The organism is Acinetobacter sp. YH12076 (genome assembly GCF_013419525.1).
GTDB classification, from domain to species: Bacteria; Pseudomonadota; Gammaproteobacteria; order Pseudomonadales; family Moraxellaceae; genus Acinetobacter; species Acinetobacter amyesii.
The window spans coordinates 192,277-215,011 of record NZ_VOZY01000004.1; the positions used below are offsets into that span (position 1 = coordinate 192,277).

The 22,735-nt window shown below is 39.9% G+C and carries 24 protein-coding genes; 21 read left to right on the plus strand and 3 right to left on the minus strand.

Annotation, left to right across the window (positions count from 1 at the left end; translation table 11 throughout):
* Positions 1-209: 209 nt before the first annotated feature.
* The 18 genes from FTU22_RS05380 (at position 210) to der (ending at position 18,371) form a co-directional block, all read left to right on the plus strand.
* A complete protein-coding gene (locus FTU22_RS05380; protein WP_257225892.1) occupies positions 210-1,034 on the plus strand; it encodes a hypothetical protein in 825 nt (274 codons plus the stop codon).
* Between the two features lie 838 nt (positions 1,035-1,872).
* Positions 1,873-2,373: a hypothetical protein gene (locus tag FTU22_RS05385; protein WP_078192670.1), complete on the plus strand. Its 501-nt coding sequence runs from the start codon at positions 1,873-1,875 to the stop codon at positions 2,371-2,373.
* A gap of 91 nt (positions 2,374-2,464) precedes the next feature.
* The gene (locus FTU22_RS05390; RefSeq protein ID WP_180093362.1) at positions 2,465-3,193 is read left to right on the plus strand and encodes a molecular chaperone; all 729 of its coding nucleotides are present in this window, start codon (positions 2,465-2,467) and stop codon (positions 3,191-3,193) included.
* Positions 3,194-3,198: 5 nt separating this feature from the next.
* Positions 3,199-5,508, plus strand: a complete 2,310-nt coding sequence (locus FTU22_RS05395) for a fimbria/pilus outer membrane usher protein (RefSeq protein ID WP_180093364.1) — start codon at positions 3,199-3,201, stop codon at positions 5,506-5,508.
* Positions 5,509-5,521: 13 nt separating this feature from the next.
* Positions 5,522-5,932 carry a hypothetical protein gene (locus FTU22_RS05400; RefSeq protein ID WP_078189619.1) on the plus strand — a complete coding sequence of 137 codons (411 nt, stop codon included), beginning with the start codon at positions 5,522-5,524 and terminating at the stop codon, positions 5,930-5,932.
* A gap of 273 nt (positions 5,933-6,205) precedes the next feature.
* Positions 6,206-6,505, plus strand: coding sequence for a sensor histidine kinase (locus tag FTU22_RS05405; protein WP_180093366.1), 300 nt, complete (start codon positions 6,206-6,208; stop codon positions 6,503-6,505).
* A gap of 119 nt (positions 6,506-6,624) precedes the next feature.
* Positions 6,625-7,902 carry a glycosyltransferase family 4 protein gene (locus tag FTU22_RS05410; protein WP_373886243.1) on the plus strand — a complete coding sequence of 426 codons (1,278 nt, stop codon included), beginning with the start codon at positions 6,625-6,627 and terminating at the stop codon, positions 7,900-7,902.
* A gap of 193 nt (positions 7,903-8,095) precedes the next feature.
* On the plus strand, positions 8,096-8,647 hold the full coding sequence (locus tag FTU22_RS05415) for a phosphatase PAP2 family protein (RefSeq protein ID WP_180093369.1): 552 nt from the start codon (positions 8,096-8,098) through the stop codon (positions 8,645-8,647).
* 121 nt (positions 8,648-8,768) lie between these two features.
* Positions 8,769-8,969 (plus strand): Fe-S cluster assembly protein IscX, encoded by a 201-nt coding sequence (gene iscX / locus FTU22_RS05420; RefSeq protein ID WP_078189615.1) that lies wholly within the window; start codon positions 8,769-8,771, stop codon positions 8,967-8,969.
* A 109-nt stretch (positions 8,970-9,078) separates the two neighbouring features.
* Entirely contained in the window at positions 9,079-9,510 is a 432-nt protein-coding gene (gene ndk / locus FTU22_RS05425; protein WP_078189614.1) for a nucleoside-diphosphate kinase, read from the plus strand.
* A gap of 123 nt (positions 9,511-9,633) precedes the next feature.
* Positions 9,634-10,869, plus strand: a complete 1,236-nt coding sequence (gene rlmN, locus FTU22_RS05430) for a 23S rRNA (adenine(2503)-C(2))-methyltransferase RlmN (protein ID WP_180093370.1) — start codon at positions 9,634-9,636, stop codon at positions 10,867-10,869.
* Positions 10,870-10,884: 15 nt separating this feature from the next.
* Entirely contained in the window at positions 10,885-11,688 is an 804-nt protein-coding gene (gene pilW, locus FTU22_RS05435) for a type IV pilus biogenesis/stability protein PilW (protein ID WP_180093371.1), read from the plus strand.
* On the plus strand, positions 11,679-12,473 hold the full coding sequence (locus FTU22_RS05440) for a RodZ domain-containing protein (protein ID WP_180093372.1): 795 nt from the start codon (positions 11,679-11,681) through the stop codon (positions 12,471-12,473). The genes pilW and FTU22_RS05440 overlap by 10 nt, the downstream gene beginning before the upstream one ends.
* Before the next feature lie 23 nt (positions 12,474-12,496).
* The gene (gene ispG / locus FTU22_RS05445; protein ID WP_180011668.1) at positions 12,497-13,618 is read left to right on the plus strand and encodes a flavodoxin-dependent (E)-4-hydroxy-3-methylbut-2-enyl-diphosphate synthase; all 1,122 of its coding nucleotides are present in this window, start codon (positions 12,497-12,499) and stop codon (positions 13,616-13,618) included.
* A gap of 3 nt (positions 13,619-13,621) precedes the next feature.
* Entirely contained in the window at positions 13,622-14,917 is a 1,296-nt protein-coding gene (gene hisS / locus FTU22_RS05450) for a histidine--tRNA ligase (protein WP_180055934.1), read from the plus strand.
* Between the two features lie 30 nt (positions 14,918-14,947).
* Entirely contained in the window at positions 14,948-15,646 is a 699-nt protein-coding gene (locus FTU22_RS05455) for a tetratricopeptide repeat protein (RefSeq protein ID WP_180093374.1), read from the plus strand.
* On the plus strand, positions 15,643-16,788 hold the full coding sequence (gene bamB / locus FTU22_RS05460; RefSeq protein WP_078189607.1) for an outer membrane protein assembly factor BamB: 1,146 nt from the start codon (positions 15,643-15,645) through the stop codon (positions 16,786-16,788). The genes FTU22_RS05455 and bamB overlap by 4 nt, the downstream gene beginning before the upstream one ends.
* Positions 16,789-16,961: 173 nt before the next feature.
* Entirely contained in the window at positions 16,962-18,371 is a 1,410-nt protein-coding gene (gene der / locus FTU22_RS05465; RefSeq protein ID WP_078192658.1) for a ribosome biogenesis GTPase Der, read from the plus strand.
* A 76-nt stretch (positions 18,372-18,447) separates the two neighbouring features.
* Here the strand turns inward: der and FTU22_RS05470 are convergent, their stop codons facing one another.
* A complete protein-coding gene (locus FTU22_RS05470; protein WP_180093376.1) occupies positions 18,448-19,017 on the minus strand; it encodes a hypothetical protein in 570 nt (189 codons plus the stop codon).
* 277 nt (positions 19,018-19,294) lie between these two features.
* On the opposite strand from FTU22_RS05470, the gene FTU22_RS05475 reads away from it, so the two are divergent.
* Positions 19,295-19,936 carry a 4'-phosphopantetheinyl transferase superfamily protein gene (locus FTU22_RS05475; RefSeq protein ID WP_180093378.1) on the plus strand — a complete coding sequence of 214 codons (642 nt, stop codon included), beginning with the start codon at positions 19,295-19,297 and terminating at the stop codon, positions 19,934-19,936.
* An 86-nt stretch (positions 19,937-20,022) separates the two neighbouring features.
* On the opposite strand, the gene FTU22_RS05480 is transcribed toward FTU22_RS05475, so the two are convergent.
* Both FTU22_RS05480 and FTU22_RS05485 read right to left on the minus strand, forming a co-directional pair.
* Entirely contained in the window at positions 20,023-20,442 is a 420-nt protein-coding gene (locus tag FTU22_RS05480) for a hypothetical protein (protein WP_180007221.1), read from the minus strand.
* Positions 20,443-20,607: 165 nt separating this feature from the next.
* Complete coding sequence (locus tag FTU22_RS05485; protein ID WP_180093380.1) at positions 20,608-21,384, minus strand: SDR family oxidoreductase; 777 nt, start codon at positions 21,382-21,384, stop codon at positions 20,608-20,610.
* Between the two features lie 104 nt (positions 21,385-21,488).
* Here FTU22_RS05485 and mazG point away from each other — a divergent pair, with 104 nt between their 5' ends.
* Positions 21,489-22,283: a nucleoside triphosphate pyrophosphohydrolase gene (gene mazG / locus FTU22_RS05490; RefSeq protein ID WP_180093382.1), complete on the plus strand. Its 795-nt coding sequence runs from the start codon at positions 21,489-21,491 to the stop codon at positions 22,281-22,283.
* The gene (locus tag FTU22_RS05495) at positions 22,261-22,692 is read left to right on the plus strand and encodes a ComEA family DNA-binding protein (protein ID WP_111884737.1); all 432 of its coding nucleotides are present in this window, start codon (positions 22,261-22,263) and stop codon (positions 22,690-22,692) included. Before mazG ends, FTU22_RS05495 begins: the two co-directional genes overlap by 23 nt.
* Positions 22,693-22,735: the final 43 nt, after the last annotated feature.

The following is a 22,735-nucleotide window of genomic DNA, read 5'->3' on the forward strand; positions in this document are numbered from 1 at the left end:
AATTGCTGAAAGATCTATGTGTTGAATCTAATATTAGTTTGAAATGCATTTTATTAGATTTGGAAACATGGGCTTTAAAAGTGACTCCAATTTAATCTGATGATTTGAGTTGTAGATGGTTTCAAAACTCCTATATTTGTGTCAGCTGAGTTGAATTTAGGTTGTGATAGAGTAGGCATTATTCATGCTGCATGGAGTGTGTAATTGCAATGAAAATATCAAAACTCTCTCTTTTACTCGCTCTTTGTCTACCAGTGGTTAGCTTTGGACAAGATGCAGATATAACACAGCCTGAGTTAAAGCCTTTACCTGATGTTCGAATATCGATGCAGCGGATGCTTCGCTCAACTGAAGGACGCTATTTCTTAGATCTATATGCTGGTATATGGAATCCGCACGGGACTTTGACTGATCTGCAAGAGCCCAAACAAATTAACTTTAAAGGGGCTCAAAAAGCTGATTTTATAGATCTGAATTCAGTCCATGTTGGAACTGAACAAAGTGCGGCAACTGCTTATCGATTGGCAGGAACCTTGAATGCCAATACAGGCTCGTTTAAAGCTGAACTGATGGAAAAAACGGCATCACCATCTACAAGTTATCTACAGTTTGAACCTGCATTTAAAGCAGTAGATAAACCTATCCTGTTGTTTAAGTTCTATGGAGTGCAATCCGCAGATCAGCCCTATGGCAAGTCTCTAAAGCGCGTAGATGTAATTAATAAGTCAAATGGCGAGGTACTACAGTCATTACAAGGCTTTAATGCCTTTGGGAATAGTATGGGATTCTTAGATGTAAACTTTGATGGATACTATGATGTTGTACTTTCGGATACCTCTGATGGTCGAAAAATAGAAGATAAGCGATTTATTTATTGGATGTACAATCCTAAAACGAAGAATTTTCAACGTTCACCGCAATTGGAGAAAATTGCTGGATTCCCAAAATTAAAAGGAGAGTTGCAGCAGATCGACTTTGGATCAGGTCAAATCTTTCGAGTCGATCAAGGATTGCTTTATCCAGTCAGTGAGTAAATTAAATTTTTTAAAAAGCCCCCATAACTTGGGGCTTTTTTTATTTATAGAATTTTCTAAAGAAGAATCCAGGCAGTTTTAAAAGAGGTAGTCCGTATTTTGAATAAAAAAGCAAAGTAAAATGAGTGTTGAAAGAGAGGGGGGTGAATTTCTATATATGTGATAATTCACGTAATAAATGAGATTCTAAAAATTATGAAAAACAAAAAATGAAATTTAAAGAAAGAAAATATGATTTACAAAACCTTAACATTGGCAACTAAGATGTATTTCAAAACCTGCAATTTAATACTTAGGTTCATTATTTGGTGACGTTATTCTTGTATTTTGTTTCAAAAGGCATACCTGAAATTGGTGATTATACATTTAAGATTCTATTTAAAATTTGAATTTAATCGTTCTTTACTATCAATATAGTTGAATATTCACATAGTATTGGTTTGTTTGAAAATTATTTTGAACTATTTCACAAATATTTGGTGAAATATGTAACAGCCTATTTTATTTTTTTTGTTATAAAGTTTAATAAAAATAATGAGATAGATTGTACCAAAAAATAGGGATATAAAAAAAATCCCCAAAATTTGGGATAAAGAGAAAAATTAAATAAAAATATAAAAATTAAAAATATTTAATATATTACAAACACATAATTTAAATATTTGTAAAAAATAATATTACATGAATATTCGTGTGAAATTTCCATATTAGGTTCTTTTTTTCTCAACATGATTAAGAATGAATCAGCACCTAGGGAAAGTAAGATTAATTAGTTTTTCTTAATAAATATCCTTTGATGCACATACTAATAAATCTCATATGAGAATGGAGAAGTGAAATGTCTACATCTAAAATTTTAACCGCAGTACTATCTGCAACATTGTTCGTAGCACTTCCAGCAACATCTGCAATCGCTGGTGGTAAAAAAGAATCTAAACAATGTGGCGGTGCGCCGTGTGAAGGCGAAATCGACATCGAGTTACAGATTCTGAAAGCATGTGAGCTTTTGGTAGGTAAAGACATCAAACTCGTTGAAGACAGTTATACAGGTGCTAGTAGCTTTCAAGTTACAACAAACACTCCATATACACTGAATTTATCTACAATGAATGCAGGCACAAGTGCAGATACTTTTGTAAAACATGAAACGACTACTGATAAAGTAGCTACAAAAATCACGACTACAAAAGGTGGTGTGAATTATCCAATCGGCTCTACACCTGTAGCTGGTATGAGTGTTGATAACTTCACAGTATCTGTTGCTCCAAAAACTGCAATTTCAGCGACTCAACGTGCTGGTACATACAAAGATACTTTATATATCAAAGTAGCTTACTAATCCAAATTTAGGGAGTTGATTCTACACAGTTAGGGTCAACTTCTTTTTATTTTGAATTGATAATAATATTTAAATGTACTGGGGTGAGTATATGAAAAGTTTATTCAAAGTCGTTTCATTAAGTTTAATGACTTGCTTATTGAGTGCTCAAATATTTGCAGGTATTTCAATTAGCCCTGTGCAATTATATTTAACCGATAAATCTAAACAACGCAGTGCGACATTTACTTTGGAATCGAAAGGGGATGATGAGACACCACGTATTTTTGAAGCTAAAGCATTTAAATGGACTCAAAATGCTGCAGGTGAAGATATTCTTTCACCTGAATCCAATATTATTATCAATCCGAAAAATTTCATTCTAAAACCAAACTCAAAACAAATGGTTCGTGTGGGTTTTACTCAATCTGTAGAGAGTATGAATCTACAACAAGAAGAAGCATGGCGTATTATTTATACTGAGCTACCTCAAGTGACGAACTCTGAATCGAAAATTGCACTGTTATTAAGTATTAATGTGCCATTTTTTGTCGGCAAACAAGAACCAGCTTATTTAAAATTTATTGCCAAAAAAATGAATGGTCGCACCATTATTCAGGTTGAAAATTTAGCAAAATCACACATTCAAATCCAAAAACTTTATGTCATCGATAAAAGCAAGAAAACAGTCGCTGAATCTTCCGATATGAAATATTTATTGGCATTAGGTAAAAACCAATACGACATCGGGAATGTTTCTTTACAAGGCGCTAGTAATTATAAAGTCGTTGTGGAAACAGATAAAGGTGACACTCCTTTGGAGTTTAATTTAGTTGAGTAGTGGCTATGAACAGAATTACATTGCTTCTATATTGTATTTTATGTGCTAATTCTGCTCATGCAGAAGCCGTTGATATGCCTGATGATTTATTTCCAACCAGTATTTGGGTAAACGAAGTAGACCGCAAGAGCGAAGTATTATTACTGACTGAAAATAACAAGTTTTATATAGAGTGCGCAGATCTTGATAAGCTGCAAATCAAAGTAGAAATTCTGAAACGACATGCAACTAAAAATTCATTTTGTTTGGTAACGGATCAAGATATTCAGTCTGGATTTGATCCTCAATTGCAAGCCGTCAAAATTAATCTTCCATCAAAATATTTCTTTGGGCTAGAAACTGATACCTTAATCAGCCAGCCGATGCCTGCAAATTTTGGTGCATTTCTTAATTATGAAATGCATTTTGAAAATAATACTCAACATAATAATTTTGGTGTGCTACCTGAACTGGGCGTGTTTAAAGACAATTGGATTTTAAGAAATAATGCCTTTTATCGAAATAATAAAGGTGATGATTATCGTGAAGAAAAATTCGTCAGGTTAAATAGTAGTCTTGAGTTTGATTTTTCTAAAAGTGCGACCAAACTGGTTATTGGTGATACGACCTCTGCATATAGTGCATTAATTCATGGTGTGCGATTTGGTGGTTTGAGTTTTGGTACAGACTATACATCACGTCCAGATTTCGTGTATTGGAATATTCCAAGTCTAAAAGGCAGTGCGGTTTTACCTTCGACTGTTGATTTATATATTGATGGCGTAAATATTTATCAGAAAAAGATTTCACCTGGAGATTATAACTTACAAACAGGTGCCAATATTGAAAGTGCCGGTACAGCGCAAATGGTTGTACAAGATGTATTGGGGAATACCACTGTTCGAAGCTTCCCGGTATTAATTAGTAGTAAATTGCTTAAAGAAGATTTAAATGATTACAACATATCATTAGGGAAACTACGCTTCAGTTATGACGAAGAAAATAGCGATTATCGCGATTTTTTTAGTTCAGCCTATTGGCGTAGAGGTGTCACCAGTCGTACAACTTTAGGTGCAAGTGCTACCTATAGTGACAAAGTAAAAAATGCAGGACTGCTATGGACGCAAGCGGTCAATCGATGGTTTGTTTTAGACAGTATTTTTTTAGGCAGTAAAACCGATGACGACGATGGCTATTCTGCAGGTTTGGCTATCAGTCGTAATTTCGGGAAACTCAATTTTGGTGTGAGTTCACGCTATGCTACAAATGATTATCGGGCATTGGGTTATGAAGATAATCATATTTTTCCAAAATTTGAAAATATGGCGTATTTAAGTTTTGCTAATTTTCCATTTTTTCAAAATTTAAACCTGAATTATATCGAACAAACCCAGTATGAATCTAATGATCCTTTATTTGAATTAGAGGATCGCAAAATGCTCACAGTGGGTGTGAGTCGCGAAATTACACAGAATTTAATGTGTACCGCCAATTATTTTAAAGAATTTGGTGATAGCGATGACTCAGGTGCTTTTATTACATTTTCTTATAATTTTGGTGGTGGTAAACGTATTCAGGCTGATGCAGGTACCAATAAATCTGGCGGTGTACGTTTCATCCAAAATGCATTTGGTGAATATGGTGCAAATTATGCGCTCGGTGTGGATTATCGTAATGATGAAACGGTATTAAATGCCTATGGTGGTTTGTCCACTGATGTAGGTGATTTAACCTTGAGTCATCTCTATAGTGAAAATGATTCAACAACCCAGGTTGGCTACCGTGGTGCTATGGTGTGGTTGGGCGGTCAATACGCATTGACCAGTTTTGTAGATAATGCCTTTGCTTTAGTGAATGTTGGTGGTCGTGAAGATATTGATGTCATGCGATCAATGTCTCCGGTCGCAAAAACCAATAAAAAAGGCTATGCCTTTGTACACGATATCGTTCCTTATATTAATTACGATATTTCATTCGATGAAAACCAATTGCCGATCGAAAGCAAAGTTCCGAATGCTGCACATCGTTTAGTTGCGTTAAGACAGCGTGGTTATAACATTAATTTTTCAGTATTTGATACACAACAAATATTGGTCAAAATATTGGATGAACAAGGTCATCAATTTGTGGCAGGAAGTGAAGTTGCAATTGATACCCCAGAAGCGGATGTTTATCCAGTGGGTTCAGATGGCACGGTAATGTTATATGGTTTGGTTGAAGGCTACTACAAGTTGACGGTGAGGACCAGTGGTGGTCGATCTTGCCAAACAGCGTTAACAGTGCCGAAAAAGGTAGAAAACCAAACTCCTGAATTAATTACATTGCAGTGTAAATAAAGGAGTATTTCCAATGAAAAGTATTTTACTCATCTCAGCAGCGTTATTTAGTTCAATAACATTTGCAGCACCGAGTCGCTGTGAAATGGGACGAATCAGTGAAACCAATATGCGCTTGGCAAATTACTATAATAGTCAAGCGGCGAGTTCATTTAGTGTCGATTGTTCAGGTAAATACCGCATACGCTTTAATAGCCGAAATTTGCAGGATACTTCGGGCAGTAGTTTTGTGACGAATGGCCCGATTAAGCTCAAAACACGGATGACTGTTTCAGGTGCGATGGAAAATTTGTGGAATGTTTCTACCGAGCAAGGCGCTGGCAAAAATAACTATGTGATTGCAGTGCGTTTGGTGGAGCGAGTGAATGCAACGACACCTGCAGGAATCTACCGCGATACAGTCTTTGTAAATATGGTGTTTTGAGTTGCTTAGCGATCGATTTTTTTTCATGGCTAAGGTGATTATATGTTAAATGCTGAATTTATACCGTTAGATTGAAGCTTGAGGATAGATATTTAGGTGAATCTTGGGCTTCAATCTAAGTAGCTTAATTTTCTGCTATGCGTATAAAGTCAGAAATGAAGGAAATTTGATTTCAGCATATGCCTCCCCGATAACAACTTTAGGCACCGTTTTAATCAGTTATTTGATGAGCTCGATATACACGCTAAATGGTCAGTTCCTGCGAAATGGGAAGTGGATGTTACTCCATTGGAATGTCTAAGCTTACAGCGTGTAGCCGAAGAAGCATTAACCAATATTGTGAAGCATAGTCATGCGACCGTGGTGCAGATCCGAATTTATTATGAAAACTCGGCGTTGATAATGGAAGTTGAAGACAATGGCGTGGGGGGTGATGTGGATCTGGTTAATCAAGCTGGTTTAAGTGTGGGGCTTCGTAGTATGAGTGGGTGTTTAGAACGGATGAACGCAGATATGCAAATCACTTCTAATGCGGGTCAGACGATTTTAAAACTGATTAAAAATTACGGATAAATCATGATTTTGTAGATGAAATAAGATAATTTTTTTCAACAAACTGTCATCAAATAATCATCAAAATGCAAAAAACTGCTGCTTAAACTGTGGATATACATTTATAAGAAGCATGTAAGATCATGACAGAATCGGCTATCAATTTAGGGCGTATGCAGGATGAACCTGCACGCTTTCAATTCCAATTTAAGCATATGCAATCACGAATAGATGTGCAAACGGTCTCAACTTTAATCCGTCCAGGTCTAAAAATCGCCTTTGTTACAGATACGTGGGCGCCAGAAATTAATGGTGTTGCACATTCTTTATTGCAGTTGTGTAAAGGCTTGCAGCAACAAGGCAACTCAATTTTTTTAATACGTCCTGAACAGTCCGAAAGTTGTCATGATTTCAGACCTGATCAAGAGTGTCTGGTTCGAGCGCAGTCGATTCCTAAATATTCAGGTTTACAATTTGGCTGGCCGCAACTAATTAAGCTGAGTAAAGCTTTAAAAAAAGCCCAAGTCGACATTGTGCATATAGTCACTGAAGGGCCTTTGGGTTTTGCCATACTTCAATTGGCGCGTTCTTTACACATCCCTGTGTCTAGTGGTTTTCACTCGGCCTTTCATGACTTTAGTCGTTTCTTTGATTTAGCGTTTTTAATGAAGCCTGTACAACATTATTTACGATGGTTTCATAACAATACTCAACTCACCTGTGTCCCGAGCCAAGATACTGCGGATGCCTTGCATCGATTAGGTTTTAGTTGTCCATTGGTGGTGGTGGGGCGAGGTGTGGACCATAGTCGATTTTCTCCCTCACATTATCGAGCAGAACTGAGACAACAGTGGCAAGCAGATGAACATACTCGCGTGATGCTCTATGTCGGTCGGCTATCTCCTGAAAAAGAGGTAAATGTTTTAATTTCTGCCTACCGTTCGATGTTGACCATGGATGCACGAACGAAATTGGTCATTGTGGGGGATGGGCCAGATCGTGAGCGATTAATGCAACTGGCAAAATCCCTAGATGTTATTTTTATGGGAAGTTTAAGTGGTCAGGCTTTATCGGAAGCCTATGCCAGTGCGGATGTTTTTGTTTTCGCAAGTCAGGTTGAGACTTTTGGTAATGTGGTTTTGGAGGCAATGGCCAGTGGATTGCCGGTGATTGCATATAATGCCGCATGTGCCCAATTGCACGTGAGAAATCAGCAAACGGGATGGTTATGTCATTTATCTCGAACCGATGAATTTATTCGTCTTATGCAACAATTGCCGCAACGCGCCAAATTAAAAACGATGGGCATCGAAGCGGCAAAAGACGCAGCTAAAATTGGTTGGCAATATCCCGTACAACAATTTGAGCAAGCGCTATATCGCGTGGTGGATCAAGCCATGATGAGCCAATGGAGCTAGCGCTATTGGTTGTATAGAAAAGTTGAGCATCTTCAAAAATTAATATTCATCGAACTGTCATCAAAGCATCATTACATTGTCAAAAAGAGAACCTAAGCTGAGTCAAACAAAGATCTAAACTTGTAAAAATAACAACACAAATCTAGCTCAACCCCAACACAGTCAAGCTTTGACTGTAGATAGGAGATTAGCGATGAATTTAAAAAATGCAAAAACAAGAATGCTGCACCTCGATTTAAAAGGCTGTATTTATCTCAATCATTTTTCACATCAACAAGTTGTTGCTGACATATTTAAAATGGTGAGTCGACTTGGTGATGGTGTGTTTTGGTATGTCATGTTGGCGACGGTTTGGATCGTGCAGGGCATGTCTTACAGTGTACAAATCCTCTATGTGTTGCTGGGTGGTTCCGTCGGCACCACGATCTATAAACTCCTCAAAAAGAAAACTGTGCGCCCAAGACCGTACCAAGTGCATCAAGTGATTCGCTTAGGTGAACGCCCTCTAGATCATTTTAGTTTCCCATCGGGACATACTCTACATGCAGTCATGGCAACAACTGTGCTAGGCTATATTCAACCCATGCTGTTGGTCCTAATGTTGCCCTTTAGCTTATTGGTGGCATTATCTCGCATGATCTTAGGTTTGCATTACCCAAGTGATGTCGCTGTCGGTGCTGCTATAGGCGCTGGAGTGGGTGCCGCAATGATTCTCTGTGCACCTCTTTTCGGTTTGGTTTTATAGTTTGATGTGGACATCACAATTGCAAAATCTGGTAATAAAAAAATTAAAAGGGTTTATCACGTCCAATTGCTGAAATTTGTTAAAGTAAGCCATCATTCTATAGACGATGTTAGGAAGACCCATGGGTTTACGCTGGACAGATACCATTGATATCGCAATTGAGCTGTATGAAGCTCACCCTGATGTTGATCCGCAATGGATTCGCTTTACTGACCTACATGCATGGGTATGTGCATTGCCAAATTTCACTGATGACCCTGAAAAGTCGACTGAAGGTCTGCTTGAGGGAATTCAGATGGCCTGGATTGATGAGGCAAGTTAATCCCTACATCGAAAAAAGCAATTTTTTTGTATAGCAAAAGCAGAAAATAGCGCATTATTCGGTATAATGCGGCAAATTTTTCACGTCAAATTGACTTAAGGAGCCTCTCATGGCTATTGAACGTACTTTATCTATCGTTAAACCAGACGCAGTTGCTAAAAACCACATCGGCGACATCTTTGCTCGTTTCGAAAAAGCTGGTCTTCAAATCGTTGCAACTAAAATGAAACACTTGACTCAAGCTGAAGCTGAAGGCTTCTACGCTGAGCACAAAGAACGTGGTTTCTTTGGTGACCTAGTTGCATTCATGACTTCTGGTCCAGTTGTAGTTTCAGTTCTTGAAGGCGAAAACGCAGTTCTTGCTCACCGTGAAATCCTTGGCGCAACTAACCCTAAAGAAGCTGCTCCTGGTACTATCCGTGCAGACTTCGCTGTAAGCATCGACGAAAATGCTGCTCACGGTTCTGACTCTGTAGCATCTGCTGATCGTGAAGTTAACTACTTCTTCGCTCAAACTGAGATCGCTCCACGTACTCGTTAATTCGAAGTATTCAAACCAGATAAGTGGTATACTGCTTGTCTGGTTTTTTTATTCTCTGAATAATTCTTTGCTCAAATACTGAGCATCTCCTTTGATCTTTAGACATGGTTTAGGTAAATACACATGAGTACTGAAGTAGTCGCTACATCAGCTGTTTCTGATGCACAGCAACAATCTCCATCCGCTCCGACGCAGCAAAACACTGTGGAGAAAGTGAATTTACTGGGCATGTCACGTCCGCAAATGGAAAAATTCTTCGAAGATATGGGGGAGAAAAAGTTCCGTGCTGGGCAGGTGATGAAATGGATTCATCAGTTCTTCGTGACTGATTTTGCTGAAATGACCAATATTTCTGGAAAATTGCGTGAAAAACTAGAAAAGATTTGTGAAATTAAAGCGCCTGAAGTGGTGCATAAAAATTACTCAAAAGACGGTACTCGTAAATGGGTATTCCGTGTGGGTGATGGTGCAGGTTCATTGGTTGAAACTGTGCTCATTCCTGCAGAAGATAAAACCGGCGCACGTAAGACCTTGTGTATTTCATCACAAGTGGGCTGTGCTCTGGACTGTTCATTCTGTTCAACTGGTAAACAAGGCTTCCAACGTGACTTGAGTCAAGCTGAAATTATTGGACAGCTTTGGATGGCGAACTTCTCTTATATGGAAGATGTGTCAGTTGCTGATCGTGAACGTTCAGTGACCAACGTGGTGATGATGGGTATGGGGGAGCCACTGTTGAACTATGATGCCGTATTGAATTCAATGCGTATCATGCTGGATGACTTTGCGTATGGCATGTCGAAGCGCCGTGTGACTTTATCAACCTCAGGTGTGGTGCCTAAAATTGACCAATTGGCACAAGACATTGATGTAGCCTTGGCAATTTCACTCCACGCACCAAATGATGAATTACGCAACGAACTTGTTCCGATCAATAAAAAATATCCGTTGGAACAGTTGATTGCAGCGTGTCAGCGTTATATCGCCAAAGATGGTAATGAAAGTTCGCGTAAACACGTGACTATCGAATACGTGATGTTAGATGGTGTAAATGACCATCCTGAACATGCACAGCAAATGTTAAAGCTGTTGAAAAACCTCCCAAGCAAAATTAATTTAATTCCGTTTAACCCGTTCCCGCATGCGCCATACGGTCGTTCAAGCCGTAACCGTATTATTTCTTTCCAAAAAACTTTGTCTGATGCCGGTTTTGTGTGTACGATTCGTCAGACACGTGGTGATGATATCGACGCTGCGTGTGGACAACTCGTGGGGCAAGTTGCTGACCGTACTCGTCGTGCGGAGCAATGGAAAAAGAAAGTTGCGCAGCAAAATGAGATACTGCGCTCACAAGGATAATAAAGAGGCAGCCAATTGAAAAAGTTAACGTATAAGTTCACTTTCGTTTCAGCTTTATGTGCATCGGTTTTGGCATTAACAGCATGTCAAACGCCTGAGATTGGGAAAAAAGACCCCGAGAAAGCCGTAAAAATCAGAACGCAATTGGCTGTTGAACACCTGAAAGCAGGGGATTTGGACTCTGCTAAACGTGCATTAGATCAGGCTTTAGAGGTGGATTCTCGCGATTCCCAAGCCAATATGATGATGGGTGTCTTACTACAACGAGAAGGCAGTCCAGCCAACTTAGAAAAAGCAGATAGTTATTTTAAGCGTGCAATTTCATCAGACTCAAAAAATTCTCAAGCACGTAACAACTACGGTACGTATTTATATCAAGTTGAGCGCTATAATGATGCGATTGAACAGTTCAGCATCGCAGGTTCAACTTTAGGTTATGATCAACGTTTCAAAGCATTGGAAAATTTAGGTCGTATTTACCTGAAAGTGGGTGATGTGGCGAATGCTGAAAAATCATTCAAACAAGCTTTGCAGGCTAATCGTGATTCCTATGTTTCAATGTTAGAGTTGTCTGAAATCTTTTATTTGAATCAGCAGTTCCCTGCTGCCACACAAATGTATGAACAATTTGTACGTGCAGTAGGACAAAAAAATCAGGGTGCGCGTGCACTCTGGATTGGCATTCGAACAGCGCGTGCCAATGGCGACAATTTGGGTATGCAAGTACTGGTCAATCAGTTACGTGCTTTGTTCCCAGAAAGTCCTGAATACCAACGCTATTTGCAATTACAGTACAGTACTGAGGCCGTATGGAAGTAAATCCTAATTCACCGCAATCGAATGGTTCGAGCGTAGCTCCAAATGCATTAGGAAATGTACAACGCCCAGGTGAGTATTTACGTCAAGTACGTATTACGCAAAAACTGGAACTTGAAGCTGTCGCATCAGAACTCAATATTCCATTAAAAACACTGACTGCACTCGAGCAAGATGATTATAAGTCATTGCCTGAAGCGACCTTTATTAAAGGTTACTACCGCACTTATGCCAAATATTTAAAAGTTGATGCCACCAATATCATTCAACGTTTTGATGATATTTATGCCAACGATACGGGATTGTTGCCAAATCACGCGTTAAATAATTCACCGATTAAAATTATGGGTAAATTACCCGGGTCTAACCGTGACCGTAATCGTAAATGGATCAAACGTGGTCTGATTGCATTGGCGGTGTTGTTGGTCATTGGTGCGATCGTGGCGGCGATTCAGGGCATGACCTCGGGCAGCGATAATGAAGACGCTGTGACCAATGATGTCGCTTCAGAAGTTCAAGTCCTCGACATGAATGGCGGAAATGCAGCGGTCAGTGGCGATCAATTGACATTGACCTTTAGTAGCCCCACTTCAGTACATATTGTTGATTCGACGGGTAAGGTGTTGGCGACGGGTCGTCAAGCATCGACGCTCAACTTAAACGGTGAAACACCATTCCAAATTCGTTTGGATGATGCAACAGTAGTGTCATTAAGCTTAAATAATGAAAATATTTCATTGTCACCATATACCGTAAACGGCAAAGCAGATTTCCGTTTATCACGTTAAGGGACAACAGAGCAGACTGAACAATGATTGAAAATCCAATTAAGCGCCGTCCAACGCGTAAAATTAAAGTAGGTTCGGTGTATGTCGGTGGTGATGCGCCGATCAGTATCCAAAGTATGACCAATACTGAAACCTGTGATGTCGAAGCGACCGTGGCACAGATTCAGCGCTGTGTTGATGTAGGCGCAGACATCATGCGTGTGTCTGTACCAAGTATGGAAGCTGCTGAAGCTTTTGGTGAAATTCGTAAACGTGTGCAAGTGCCATTGGTTGCCGATATTCACTTTGATTATAAAATTGCTTTACGTGTTGCAGACCTTGGTGCAGATTGTTTGCGTATTAACCCGGGTAATATTGGCTCAGAAGCTAAAATTCGTGAAGTGGTAGCTGCTGCACAACATAATGACATCTCTATGCGTATTGGTGTCAATGCAGGCTCACTGGAAAAAGATATTCAAAAGAAATATGGTGAGCCTACAGGTCAGGCCTTGCTTGAATCTGCAATGCGCCATATTGATATTTTAGATCGCTTAAATTTCCATGAATTTAAAGTGTCAGTTAAAGCATCCAATGTCTTTCTGACGATGGATGCGTACCGTTTGCTTTCTGCACAAATTGATAACCCATTACACTTGGGTGTGACTGAAGCAGGTGTCTACCGCACGGGTTCAGTCAAATCTGCTATCGCTTTAGGCGGTTTGTTGATGGAAGGCATTGGTGACACCATGCGTATTTCATTGGCAGCAGAGCCTGAAGAAGAAATTAAAATTGGCTTTGATATTTTAAAATCATTGGGCTTACGTTCAAACGGCATTAACTTTATTGCATGCCCAAGTTGTTCGCGCCAAGAATTTAATGTCATCAAAGTCATGCAAACATTGGAAGAGCGTTTAGAAGATATTCGTACCCCAATGGATGTATCGGTGATTGGTTGTAAAGTAAATGGTCCGGGCGAAGCCAAAGAAGCCGATATTGGTGTAGTAGGTGCAAGTCCGCGTTCACTGGTGTATCGTAATGGCGAAAAGAGCCATTTAATTGACACAAATCAGTTGGTTGACGAAATCGAAGCGATGGTTCGTCAACGTGTTAGCGATCTTGAAGACGCTAAAGCTAAAGAGATTATTCGCACAAGTTTTTCTGAGTAGATCATGAGTTCAATCGTCGCAATCAAAGGTTTTAATGACATTCTCCCTACGCAAAGTCCTGCATGGAGACGTCTAGAACAGCATCTATCTAGCCTGATGGATGCTTATGGTTATCAGCAAATTCGCTTGCCGATTGTGGAGCAGACTCATCTGTTCAAACGTTCTATTGGTGATGCAACGGATATCGTTGAAAAAGAAATGTACACATTCTTAGACAAAGGTAATCCGCCTGAGTCTTTGACTTTGCGTCCAGAAGGAACAGCAGGGTGTGTGCGTGCAATGCTTGAACATAACTTACTTCGTGGTGCTACACCGCGTGTATGGTATGTTGGCCCAATGTTCCGCTATGAAAAACCACAAAAAGGTCGCTACCGTCAGTTCCATCAATTTGGCGTAGAAACTTTTGGTGTTGCAACACCAGATCAAGATGCAGAATTGATTTTAATGACTGCACGTTTGTGGAAACGCATGGGCGTTGCAGATAAAGTTCAATTAGAACTCAATACTTTAGGTGAGTCTGATGAACGTGCAGCTTATCGTGCAGCATTGGTTGAATTTTTAGAGTCACATAAAAATGACTTAGATGAAGATTCACAGCGTCGTCTAACTACGAATCCACTGCGTATTTTGGATTCTAAAGATGCAAAAACACAAAGCATTTTGGAAAATGCGCCAAAACTTCACGACTTTATGGGTGAAGAAACGTTGGCTCACTTTGCTCAATTGCAGCAGTATTTGACTGATGCTGGTGTTGGTTTTGTGATCAATCAAAAATTGGTTCGTGGTCTCGACTATTACAACAAAACGGTCTTTGAATGGACAACTACACACTTAGGTTCTCAAGGAACGGTATGTGCTGGTGGTCGTTATGACGGTTTAGTCGGTCAGCTTAAAGGTAAAGTAGACCAGTCGGTGCCTGCTGTTGGTTTTGCAATGGGTATGGAGCGTTTGCTTCTTCTACTTGAACAAGTGGAAGACAATACTCCTGTACGTGACTGTGAGCTATTCTTAGTTTCAGATCCTGCAACTCAAGGTAAGGCATTGGTCCTTGCTGAACAAATTCGTGATCAACTTGAAGCGGCGGGTAGCAACATTCGCTTAAAAGTTGGTTCACAAGGTTCAATGAAATCGCAAATGAAAAAAGCCGACCAATCGGGCGCTTTATTTGCTGTGATTTACGGTGAACGTGAGCAAGCAGCTGGGCAAGTGCTGGTAAAAGAGCTAGCCATTGCAGAACAACACGAAGTGAATGTGGCAGACTTTGTTGCCTTCATTATCGAAAAAATTTCTTCAAAATAATCCCTATAACATAAGGAAAAAGGTAATTTCATGAGCGCATTGAGTGAAGAAGAACAACTTGATAATTTAAAATCGTTTGCTAAAAAATATGGCTCTGCCATTGTTAGCGGCATTTTAATTGCGTTGATTGCCTTTTTCGGATGGGAATACTGGCAGAAGAAAACTTTGGCTGAATCACAAATGCAAACAGCCAAAGTCCAGCAGTTAATGGATGATGCTCAGTCGGCGACGGGTGACGCTTTTACACAACTTTCTGCGACTGCAGATAAAATTGTAAAAGAAGCACCAGATTCGCCACAAGCCATTCAAACTCAGTTGCTTATGGCAAAATTGGCGTATGATAAAGCGGATTATGCCAACGCTGAAAAAGCTTTGAAAAAAGTTGAAAATTCAAAAGTTGACGATGCGGGCTTAGTTCAATTGGTGAAATTACGTTTAGCGTATGCACAATTGGCACAAAAGAAATTTGATGAAGCATTAAAAACTTTAGAAGCGGTTAAAGAACCTGCTTTTCAAGCGACTGCAGATGAAGCCCGTGGCGATGTCTATGTTGCAAAAAATGATATCGAAAATGCAAAGAAAGTTTATCAAAGTGCATGGGATGCTTTGATTGAGCGACAAGAAGAACGTCAAATTTTACAAATTAAACTCGAAAGTGTAGGCGTTTTAGTTGATGATCCTGAAATTGAACGTCCGATTATAGATACACAAGTGGAAGCAACTGAATGAATAGAAAATACAAAATTACCTGTGCGCTGACAGTTTTAACACTTGCTTTGGCTGGTTGTGCAAATAAAGGAAAAGTAGAAAAAGTAAAACCAAATCCTTTACCAAAATTGGAACAGGCAAAAACTTTAGCACCTGTATTTTCAAACAGTGTGGCTTCAACTGAAGAAGCAGATCCACTGCGTTTACGTATGGATGCAGATAACGGCGTTGTTTTTAGCGTAAATCCTAACGGTGAAGTTCAAGCCTACAAAGGCAAAGAGCGTTTATGGCAGAAGAAAATCTCTAAACAAGGTTTGACTGCAGGTGTAGAAGCTGCTGACGGTATTGTGGTTGTCGGTAATGCAAAAGGTCAATTATTTGCATTAGATCAGGCAACAGGTGAACAAAAGTGGACTGCGCAATTAACCGGCGCGTTACTTTCACCGTCGTTGATTCAAGCAGGTCGCGTTATTTCAGTTACCAATGATGGTACGGTATACGCAAACGATGTGGCAACGGGCCAACAAACTTGGACCTATAACTTGCCAAATGTGCAGTTTAGTTTACGTGGTATGGCAGCACCGGTATCACTCGATGCGCGTCATGTTCTCATCGCTTCTTCAAATGCCTATATCTATGTGATTGATGCATTGAGCGGTATTCCGAAAATGCAGCGTCGTGTTGCAGTGTCAGACGGTCGTTCAGATGTACAACGTCTCATTGATATTGACGGTGAACCGACTGTAGCAGGTCAATTTTTAATTACCACCAGTTACCAAGGCCAAGTGACAGCGCTTGATCTTGCCTCACAACAAGTGATCTGGAGCAATGATGCGAGCAGCATTCAGCGTCCTGAAGTTGCGGGCAATGGTGTCTTTGTGACACAAACTGATGGTAAAATTGTGGCTTATGAAATTACCACTGGTCAAACATTGTGGGAAAATGACCAATTGCTTAATCGTAATTTGAGTAACCCAGTGATGTTAGGTCAAGACCTTGTGGTTGGTGATCTGGATGGTGTACTTCACTTAATCAACCCAGCGACAGGTGAGTTGGTTGGTCGTTCTAAAACCAGTGGTGAAGTACGTTCACTACGTGTAATTGACAATCAATTATATGTGTCGACACGTAAGGGTGCATTAAGCATTTGGCAGAACCGTTAATTTTTCTGCGGCTTATGTTAAAATAAGCCAAACCGTATTTTTAACGCGGGGGATTGAATCATCAATGCCCCGTGTTTTTATTTATTTTAGGCATTTATCCTATTTCCATTCTTCCTAAGCTTTCTGATGTTCAGACCAGACCAAACTGGCTGATCTGGAATAAAGGTTAATCTATGAAACCCGTAATTGCGCTCATTGGTCGTCCGAACGTCGGAAAATCAACGTTGTTTAACCAGATAACCAAGAGCCGTGATGCTCTCGTTGCTGACTTTGCCGGTCTGACTCGTGACCGTAAGTATGGTGACGCGACTTATCAAAATAAATCCTTCATCGTCGTTGATACTGGGGGTATTGGCGAAACTGAAGGTGGTATCGACTCGTACATGGCAGAACAGTCAAAAACTGCCATTAATGAAGCAGATATTATTGTCTTCGTGGTCGATGCGCGCGCAGGCCTATTGGCATCTGATGAGCAAATTGCACGTGACTTACGTACGCTAGGTAAAAAAGTTTATCTTGTTGCCAACAAAGTTGATGGTGTTCATGCCGAAGCAGCTTTAGTTGAATTCTTCAAATTGGGTATGGGTGAACCACTTCAAGTGGCTGCCAGCCATGGTCGTGGTGTTCAGCAAATGCTTGAAGAAGTGTTAGCTGAAGTGCCTGAAGATGAAAGTGAAGAACAACACGATAAAGACACAGGCTTACGTTTAGCGATTATTGGTCGTCCAAACGTGGGTAAATCGACTTTAGTGAACCGTTTGTTGGGTGAAGACCGTGTGGTTGCATTTGACCAGCCGGGTACTACACGTGACTCAATTTATATTCCATTTGAACGTGACGGTCGTAAATACACATTAATCGATACTGCGGGTGTACGTCGTAAAGGTAAAGTGGACGAAATGATCGAGAAATTCTCGATTGTGAAAACTTTACAAGCGATGAAAGATGCGCATGTTGTGGTTATTGTTGTCGATGCACGTGAAGGGATCGTTGAGCAAGACTTGCATTTGATCGGTTATGCGCTTGAAGCAGGCCGTGCGATGGTGATTGCCATCAACAAATGGGACAACATGTCTGACTATGACCGTAAACAGTGTAAATTAGATGTTGAACGTCGTTTTGACTTTATTCCATGGGCAAAAATTCACTTAATTTCTGCACTTCACGGTACAGGTGTTGGTGATCTTTATCCATCGATCCACCGTGCTTATGATTCTTCGCATTTGAAAGTATCACCTGCGAAAATCACTCAGATCTTGAATGATGCAACTGATGCGCACCAACCACCAATGGTTCAAGGTCGTCGTATCAAAATGCGTTATGCGCATATTGGCGGACAAAATCCACCGACGATTGTGATTCATGGTAACAAAGTCGATAAAACGCCAAATGACTATCGTCGTTACCTAGAAAACGTGTTCCGTAAAGTTTATAAACTTGAAGGTACGCCAGTCAAAATTGAATTTAAAACCTCTGATAACCCATTTGAAGGTCGTAAGTCGCAAATCGATGAGCGTACGGCGGCACGTAAACGTCGTTATGTTCAGAAGTTCAAAAAGGCGGAAAAGAAATTCAAACGCTAAGTTTAGATGAACAAAAAAAGCCTGCAGATATGCAGGCTTTTTTATTTCACTTTATTTATCTAAAAAGATGTAGAAATTAGTTTTTACACTTTTTAGCTTGGCGGTAAATATCAATATTATCCAGATTAGCTTGAGCAATTTCCATGGCTTGCTGTGCGCTGCTGCTATCCTGTTGTGTATTTTTATTGCCAGAAAAAGCTGTCGCAAATTGTCCCATACGCGCGGCTGTTTCAGATTGACCTGAAAATGCGGATAGCGCGTTGCCAGCAAGACCAGCCCATTTTGACACTTGATTATTTTGCTGTGCAGACGCTTGGCTTAATGCCAGTTGCGATGCTTCCAATGTACGTTCGAAAGTCTTACGCTCAACGCTTAGATCGGTGCAATCCAAGCTTTTTAAATAACTGGTGCTATAAACACTATTGTTGGTTTGGTTAGCTTGATTGAAATTTGAGGCATAGCCACGGTCTGCTTGAGCTACAGCATTGGCAGCTTCTTGACGGCTTTGATTCATACGCGCTTCAGCTTGGTCCATAATCGCGCCATTTTTGGCACCCATTACTGCAACGGCTGCATCCAATAATCCTGCTTGAGCGAAACATGGTAGGACGCAAAGTGAACTGATTAAGGTGATTTTTCTTAGCATCTGGTTTACCCCGAGTTTTAAATTAAAGTTATAAGAATCTAGAGTATTTTATCTAATTAAAGATGTATTTGAAATATTTATTATACTTAAGTATTTGAATATATTTACAATATTAAGTATTTCTTAAGTGGTTTGAAATATTTTTAAACTGAGTTTTAAAATCTCGACGAGTCAAAGGACCGATGCGCTCATCTGTATTGTGGTGTATTTTGTGTCGGAGAGTCGCATAAAATATAGCGTCATGGACGTAGTGTAAAAGATATTGGATCAATAACTTATGGCGAAAATTCAGCTTGAATATAGTGCAATTACTGACTTCTTTGTGGAGCCGCATGGCTTGAGTCGTCAAGAGGTAATTGCCGTGCGTAAACAAGCCATTTACCAATATCGAAATCAATTACTCGGGCAGCGGCTAAATAGGTCAGTTGAAAATTCAGATTTTTCAAAGTCTGCGTTTGGTAAGCCTTTTCTTCCGGATTTGCCACATTTTCATTTTAATCATAGTCATAGCCAGCAGCATTATGTATTGGCCAGCAGTGAAAAAATCGCCAATATTGGTGTGGATATTGAGGATTTAAATCGAAAAGTTCGTTTTGATGCGATGGCTCAACATAGCTTTCATCCCGAAGAATTGCTCAATTGGGAGAACTTTGAGCATGATCCTGATTTTTGGTTTAAAGTTTGGACCACCAAAGAGGCGGTACTTAAAGCATCAGGTTTAGGGATTCGAGTGAACCTGAATGAACTGAATACACAGTGTCATCCTGAGCAGAATGGTGGGATGTGTAGTCATCCCGCAATTGGCACTTTTGCTTATCAGAATATTCAACTGCCGCATGTCATGTTGACGGTGGCATGGCAAAGTGAACAATCTTGCCGAGGCTTTCATTTGCCGAAAATTGAGTTGAATGTCTTATAAATCGGTATGACATATAAATCACCATGAAAAAAGCCCTGTTCTGGCTGAACAGGGCTTTTTTTAAATCAATCTAAACTGGCTTTAGATTAGATTTTGCATTTTTTAGAACCTTGGTAGATACCAATGTTGTCGATGTTTGCTTGAGCAGCAGATTTGTTTGCTTGTTGAAGTTCAAGGTTGCCTGCTTCTGAAGTATCTTGCTCACCAGCCAAGCTGTTTGCAATGTTGCCTGCACGAGCGGCTTTTTCAGAATTACCACCGAAAGCAGCAAGAGCGCCACCCGCTAAACCAGCAAATTTGCTCAATGATTTGCCTGGCGCTTGAGCAGATGCTTGGATGTTTGCAATGTTTTTGTCAGCAGCTTCTAAAGAGCGCTTAGCATTCGCTTTTTCAACAGCAAGAGTTGCACAATCCATCGCTTTTAATTCTGAAGATGCGAATTGAGTTGTAGCAAAAGCAGAAATTGAAATAGAAGTAACAGTTGCAAGAACAAGTAATTTTTTCATGAAATAATTCACTTTTATTGTTAGAAAATAAACGCCCGAAAGTAATGGGCGGGTGAATATTATTCAAAAAAAAGAATTTTGTCCTGTTAAAATGTGACAATTGTGTAACTTTGTGTAATTTGCGTACAAATATGATTGCATAATTAAATGATTAGTAACACGTTGCTATTTGGGTTTTTGTGCAATCCAAATATTACTTAAGCGGTTGACAAATTGCGGGCTAAACTTCGATAAATTAAATAAAAATTTAGCTTTCACCCCCACAGGTGTATGTGTGGCCATTAAGACCGTATCCTTTTTTTGTACCAAGGTATAAATTTGCTGAGCGACATCGCTCGGTTGTAGATTGATGCCCATTTTCTTAATACTTTGTGCATCCATATCTTGCACCATCGCGGTTTGAACAAATAAAGGCATCACATCTAAAACACGAATATTGTATTTTTGCCATTCAATATCCAAACTTTCAGTGAACCCACGTACAGCAAATTTAGATGTGGCATAGCTGGCTAAATCCGCTTGTCCATAAATTGCTGAAGCCGACGAGAGGTTAATCACACGAGCAAAATGACTTTGTTTTAAATAGGGAAATGCCGCATAGCAACCGTTTATCACCCCTTTGACATTGATATCAATCGTTCGGTGGTGTGCAGACAGTTCCGTATGTTCAAAGCTGCCTGAATACAGAATTCCGGCATTATTGACTAAGATATTCAGCTGACCTGCCCAAGCAACAAATTCAGCTAAAGCGCTTTGCCATTGCTCTGGTTGTGTCACATCTAAAAGCCCAGCTTTGGCATGGCTACCGAGTTCAGCAGCTAATGAGGTGACTTGAGGTTGGTTAATGTCGTAGAGCCCAACTTTATAGCCTTGTTGTATGAACAGTCGTGCAATTGCTGCGCCAATCCCTTGTCCTGCACCGCTAATAAAAATACTTTGCATGTTATGCTTCCCTGAATTGAGTTGCTCATTCCCTGAGTGAATTTTGAGCATATCAAATTCTGTAATCGAAACAATGTACTGATGAGTAAATAGCTGGAGTTCACATGGAACAATTATTAGCAGTGATGAAAGAATTACGTGAAAAATGTCCATGGGATCAAAAGCAAACCCCAGAAAGTCTGACTCGTTATGCCATCGAAGAGGCCTATGAAGTAGAGGCGGCAGTTCGTTCAGGTCAGAGTGATGATGTACGAGATGAACTGGGAGATTTATTACTACAAGTGGTTTTTCAGTCGCAGATGTATAGCGAACAAGGCGCGTTTAATTTTCAAGATGTGGTGCAAGCCATTACAGATAAATTAATTCGCCGTCATCCCCATGTGTTTCAGGCAGAGCAGTTTTCTGCACTCAATGCGGATGATGTGGCAATACTATGGAAACAGATTAAACAACAAGAAAAAGCAGGGAAATCAGCATCTAGATTAGATGAGGTTAAACATGCATCTGCATTAAACCAAGCAGATGAAATCCAAAAAAATGTGGCGAAAATTGGCTTTGATTTTCCAGATATTGAAGGGGCTTATGGCAAACTTGAGGAAGAGCTAGGGGAGTTAAAAGAGGCCTTGGCAGGCAAAAAATCCGACGAAATATTTGATGAATTTGGTGATTGCTTATTTTCTCTGGTGAATGTTGGACGTAAGATTGGCATCTCAAGTGAGATGGCACTTTTAAGTACCATTCATAAATTTAGAAGCCGCTTTGCTTATATTGAAGCACAGGCCACATTACAACAAAAACATGTAGAAGACTTGTCCTTAACTGAGATGGATCAGTTGTGGGAACAGGCAAAACAACAATTAAAACAACAGGCTGAATATGTACCACATCCTAAAGAATAAATACTCTACACAATTACTTGTCTTGGTCTTGGGTTTAATGGCAGATTTAACTTTTGCTCAAAGCCCTTCGGGCTACGCGGAATGGAAAGCCATGCAGCAAGCTCAAGATCAGCAATTAAAAAAGCAATCTGAGGCCTCGAAGTCTAAAGCGACAACTGCACCGAGCAATACCAACTATTATTTGTCACGACCCAGCACTCAGCAAAATAGCCGATCAGATCAAGTACGCTTAAATACAGCCTCAGTTGATGAACTGCAAACATTACATGGGATTGGTCAGAAAAAAGCAGAAGCCATTGTGCAATATCGTAAAAGTAATGGCTTATTTAAAAGCATTGATGATATTCAACAGGTTAAGGGAATCGGTCCTGCGCTGTTTGCTAAAAATAAAGCAAAATTGGCACTTTAAGTGAAGTGTACAAAAAAGAATTAGGTTAAGCTCAGCTTGAGCA